Annotated in this window: 5 protein-coding genes and 1 riboswitch; of the genes, 3 read left to right on the forward strand and 2 right to left on the reverse strand. The window is 43.2% G+C overall.

The window, feature by feature from the left end; translation table 11 throughout:
* On the forward strand, positions 1 to 588 hold a 588-nt coding region (locus WAM07_RS07085), incomplete at its 5' end, for a response regulator (RefSeq protein WP_422165827.1).
* A 59-nt stretch (positions 589 to 647) separates the two neighbouring features.
* Here the strand turns inward: WAM07_RS07085 and WAM07_RS07090 are convergent.
* The gene (locus tag WAM07_RS07090; RefSeq protein ID WP_422165828.1) at positions 648 to 1,460 is read right to left on the reverse strand and encodes a SurA N-terminal domain-containing protein; all 813 of its coding nucleotides are present in this window, start codon (positions 1,458 to 1,460) and stop codon (positions 648 to 650) included.
* A 379-nt stretch (positions 1,461 to 1,839) separates the two neighbouring features.
* Positions 1,840 to 2,018, forward strand: a riboswitch (Lysine riboswitch).
* A gap of 118 nt (positions 2,019 to 2,136) precedes the next feature.
* Here WAM07_RS07090 and dapA point away from each other — a divergent pair.
* On the forward strand, positions 2,137 to 3,030 hold the full coding sequence (gene dapA / locus WAM07_RS07095; protein ID WP_422165829.1) for a 4-hydroxy-tetrahydrodipicolinate synthase: 894 nt from the start codon (positions 2,137 to 2,139) through the stop codon (positions 3,028 to 3,030).
* 69 nt (positions 3,031 to 3,099) lie between these two features.
* Here dapA and WAM07_RS07100 read toward each other — a convergent pair whose 3' ends face one another.
* Positions 3,100 to 4,002 (reverse strand): hypothetical protein, encoded by a 903-nt coding sequence (locus tag WAM07_RS07100; RefSeq protein WP_422165830.1) that lies wholly within the window; start codon positions 4,000 to 4,002, stop codon positions 3,100 to 3,102.
* 203 nt (positions 4,003 to 4,205) lie between these two features.
* On the opposite strand from WAM07_RS07100, the gene WAM07_RS07105 reads away from it, so the two are divergent.
* Positions 4,206 to 5,007, forward strand: an 802-nt coding sequence (locus tag WAM07_RS07105; protein ID WP_422165831.1) for a LysM peptidoglycan-binding domain-containing protein, incomplete at its 3' end; no start/stop codon positions are given.

A 5,007-nucleotide genomic window follows, 5' to 3' on the forward strand; every position in this document is an offset into this window, starting at 1 on the left:
GTAATTGCAGAAGATCAGCGTATGTTACTCGGGGCGCTTGGAGCTTTACTTGATTTAGAGGACGGGATGGAAGTGGCAGGTAAAGCCGACAATGGAGAAGAAGCGTGCAAACTGGTGCGTGAGCTTAAGCCGGACATCTGCCTGATGGATATTGAAATGCCGGTGAAAGATGGTCTCACGGCAGCGGAAGAGCTGGCAGACGAACCATGCAAAATCATCATTCTTACAACGTTCGCCCGTCCTGGTTATTTTGAACGGGCAAGAAATGCCGGTGTCAGTGGATACTTACTTAAAGACAGTCCAAGTGAAGATCTTGCGGACGCAATACGCAAGATTATCGACGGTCAGCGCATTTTCTCCCCTGAATTGGTGGATCTCGCCTATACACAACAGGATCCGCTCACGGAAAGAGAACGTCAGGTCATTAAGTTAATGGCTGAGGGTAAAAACACCAAAGACATCTCCAAAGAGTTATATATTACTCCAGGTACGGTACGAAATTATGTGTCCGTCATACTGGATAAGCTTGAAGTTTCCAATCGGATTGAAGCCATCTCACGCTTTAAGGAGAGAGGCTGGTTCAAGTAAAGTTGACATGTTCATTAAAAAAACCAGTTCCTGATGGGAACTGGTTTTTTTGAATGGATTTATAGATTTACTTTAACATCTGCATCTTCACGAAGTTTCTTCACAAGTTCCTGATAAGCTTGTGCTTCTTTTTGCTGGGTAAGCTGTTGCTTAAGAGTTGATTTCGCTTCTTCGTATGGTGGAATTTGCTGCTCGCCGCCCGCTTCTTCCTGCTGGGCTTTCGCATCATCGTAAGCTTTCTTAATCTCTTCTTCTGTCGGTTCCAGGTCGCCATTTTCTTCCGCTAGTAGTTTATCAACTTTTACTTGCGTTTTAACCTGAGACATCACTTCGTCTTCTTTCATGCCCTGCTCTTCTAATTTAGATAGGAACTCATCTTTAGACTTCAGGCCGTTCTGCTCAGCCAGACGGGTTAACGTTTCATTAACTTCTTCTTCAGACGCCTTAAGATCGCGATCGTTTGCTTCCTGAACAAGAAGCTCCTGGCCGACTAAACCTTCTGCTGTCTGCTTTTTAAGCTTTTCCTGATCAACTTCCTGCCCGGACATTTGTGACTGCATAGCCGCTTGCTGGAATTGACTCTTATACGTCTGGGTGAACTCTTCTTTTGGAATTTCTTCACCGTTTACGGTAGCCACTACTTTAGGCACACCTTCTAAGTCTGGCTCTGGCATTTGGGGCTGCTCAGAACCTTCTCCTTCTTTACTGCTTTCGCCTTCCTTACTGCTTTCCTTTTTATCGGCAGATTCTTCCTGTTTAGCTTCTTCATTGTTGTTGTCTCCACCTGATCCTTCATCGTTACCGCATGCTGTTAATAACGCTATGAATAAAGCAAGTGCTAAGCTTAATAACCATTTCTTATTCAATGTCATTCCCCTTTCGAATACCTAATGCTTGTCATTGTAACACGTGCCCGCCTGCTGTACATCCATCACATTCTTGTGTGTATGCCCATTGTAACATCTGTAATATACCTATGGCCTGTCACAAAGCCTTTGGTACCACACCAGGCCCTCCATAATTCTAAATGTGGAATTTTTGTGTAAAAATTTTTTACAGCCTAAAGTTCTCTTCCTCTTCAGTTTTGCCAAACTTTATAGGAATCTTTCATCTTTTGCGAAATAAATGAATCGTAACTCTCCCTTACTATAACAACTTACAGTTAATTCCACAAAATATAAACCTTGAATTTTCAAATAAATTATGATACGGTACAAGGAACTAAATATTTTCTTATTTCATTTCTATTGAAGTAAGGATAGAGGTGCAAATTCCAAGAGTACGCATGTGAAGGAGAATGAGATCCTGTGAAACATGAGGAAAGGGGTTTTTGCCGAAGCTGACGGAATCTCATATTCCCGAGGCTGGTTCTGATGCTTAAGAGGTGCAGAACTGTCATATAGGAGACTATATGGAGGGCTATCTTAATGCAGGAACGGATATCAAAGTTCTAAGCAGCAGCGAACCCTCGTTGCTGCTTTTTTGTGCTTTACTGCTGCAGAGCCCTCAAACCTCGAACGTATAAAAACTAAGTAAAGGTGTGAGGTTATGAACTTTGGTCAAGTACTAACAGCAATGGTAACTCCGTTTGATTCAGAAGGTAATATTGATTTCGATGCAACACGCTCCCTGGTTAATCACTTGATCTCCAACGGCTCTGATGGTTTAGTGATCGCAGGAACAACAGGTGAATCCCCAACATTAACGTCAGAGGAAAAAGTAAGCCTGTATAAATTCGTCGTGGAAGTCGTGAATGGCAGAGTTCCGGTCATCGCAGGAACGGGTTCAAACAATACAAGAGCTTCCATTCAATTAACTAAACAAGCAGAAGAAGCAGGCGTGGACGCGATTATGCTTGTAACCCCTTATTATAATAAACCAACCCAGGAGGGCATGTATCAGCATTTTACGACGATTGCCAAGGCTACTTCTCTGCCTATCATGCTCTATAATATCCCGGGACGCAGTGTCGTGAATATGGCACCCGAAACGATCGTCCGCCTCTCTCAAGTTGAGAATATTGTATCTGTAAAAGAAGCAAGCGGTGATCTAGACGCAGCTTCTGAAATTATCAGTCGTACACCGGATGAATTCAGTGTTTACAGTGGAGAAGATTCCAACACACTTCCGTTTGTATCCATAGGCGGTACAGGAATTGTGTCCGTATCAGCCCATGTGATTGGAAATGAAATGCAGGCCATGATACAAGCCTACCGCAACGGGAACGGCAGCTATGCATCAGCTATGCACCGTACCCTTCTTCCGGTCATGCATGCCATTTTCTCTGCACCAAGTCCTTCTCCGGTTAAAGCCGCTTTGAACCGAAAAGGCGTAGAAGTCGGCGGCGTTCGTTTGCCGCTGCTTCCATTAACAGAAGAAGAAGCCAATGAGATTGAAACCATCCTGGCTTCCGTTCAGCAAAGAGAGCGTGTTTACAGCTGAATAAAATAGTAAATCCCTGTGCTCATCTGATTGAGTACAGGGATTTTTTTAATGGATCCATTTATTTTTCTATGATAAATCCTGATAATTCTTCTGAATGAATTGAATCAGTGTTCCAAGCGTCTGACCTTTAAATTGATCTGGTACTGAGTTCCCTTCAGGATCAGCATAATAAAGTGCTCCTACTTCTTCATTGTACGTGTACCCCAATTTTTTAAGCCGGTTTTGTAGTTCCTCAGGCAGCTGTTCCAAACCAGTTTGAGCTGTATAGTAGTCGGTTGGGTAGATCCACACATCTACATCCGTTAATCCTGTTTGAACGACAAATAAGTCCTGATCATATTGGGAAATCCACTGGTCTTTTGAATATAAAGAGACGCCTGAACCTTCAAGCGACGAAATGCCAACCAGGTTTATGCCGAAAATCTGGTTGAGGACTCTTCGAATTTCCGGTCCATCGATCTTCTTGCCATAAGAAGCTAAGTATAAATCGAGTACTTCTAGTTTAGGTAGTGACTGAATGTCTGCTTCATCTAACCATTTTGGCAGCGATTCTTTTACCCCTTGGATAATTTCATCCGGATACGTTTGAGTTCCCGCTCCCAGCTCAGAAATTCGCTTAAGGTCAATCGAATAAATCTGGTTAACGATTCTCGGAATTTCCTTTGCGTCTACTTTTTTGCCGTAGGAAGCAAGGTAGTGATCCATGACCTCCACTTTACTCATTTTTTCAATGAGTGAAATCGCTTCGTTGTACCTGAGCGGGCCTTTTTTCTCTCGTCTTAGTGTTTTGAAAACCTCTCGTATAATCTCCTTCGAGTACTTTAGATCATCTTTTTCTGTCTGATAGAGTTCGTGTTTTAAACTTTTAGCCTGAACCGTAGTCGATGGTATGGAAAGAGTGGTCCCTGACAACATAACAATGGTTGTGACGATAAGTATTCGCTTTAGAGCCTGTGGAAACAAATTCATGATTCACCCTCCTGCACGTTATTTAAGGATCTATGTAGAAGCCTCCTTATTGATATCGGCATGCTTAAGGTCATCATAAGCTGAATACGTGAAGACGATCAAATTTTAATTGGAAAAATTTAAAATATTACGTTTAGATTACATAATAAACCGAAACACAATAAATGTAACACTTTTGAAATATTTTCAAGGAGGGGTCCTGTATGAAAAAAACAAAGTATCTTGCGCCATTATTAGCAGCTGGAATGACGTTTGGGGTTGGTGCCGGCAGTGCATCAGCTGAGATTTCAACGGTGACCTTTGAACGGGGAGACACGCTTTGGAGTATAGCGCAGGAATACAGTGATGTGACCGTGGAAGATTTATATAAATGGAACCCGGGAATTGATCCGGATGTTATCCAGCCCGGTTCCAAGATCACATTGAAAACAGATGAAACAATTCGTGAAGAACTGCCAACGGAAGAATTCCACACCGTCACTCCAGGAAGCACTTTGTACAGCATTGCGAACCTTCACAAGGGCGTTACACTCGACAACTTATTTGATTGGAATCCTGGCATTGAGCCTTGGAATCTGCAGATTGGTTCTGAGGTCCGAGTTAGCCCGCCTGAGGATCAGAATTCACATGAAATCTATCACACCGTACAACCGGGAGAAACGTTGTACAGCATTGCAAACCTTCATAAAGGAGTAACGCTGGAAGACTTGTATGAGTTGAACCCGGGCATCAATCCTCGCAATCTGCCGATCGGATCCGAAGTACAAGTTTATGAGAATGGAGATAAATCCGGCCCCATCGCTGAGGGCGTAACGAAACAAGAAGCCGAAAAGCTGGTGAGGAAATATAGAGATCTGGAGAACGAACCGAACATGAAAGTAGAATACGACCGCATGGTGGATCGCCAATACCTCGTACACGTCTATGAGATCGTAGACAACCATACCGCCACATACGGCTGGTACCTTGTCGATCCAAAAACCGGAGACATCCGCAACTATATGA

Origin of the sequence: Halobacillus sp., from assembly GCF_049282395.1 — a bacterium.
Taxonomy (GTDB): Bacteria; Bacillota; Bacilli; order Bacillales; family Halobacillaceae; genus Halobacillus.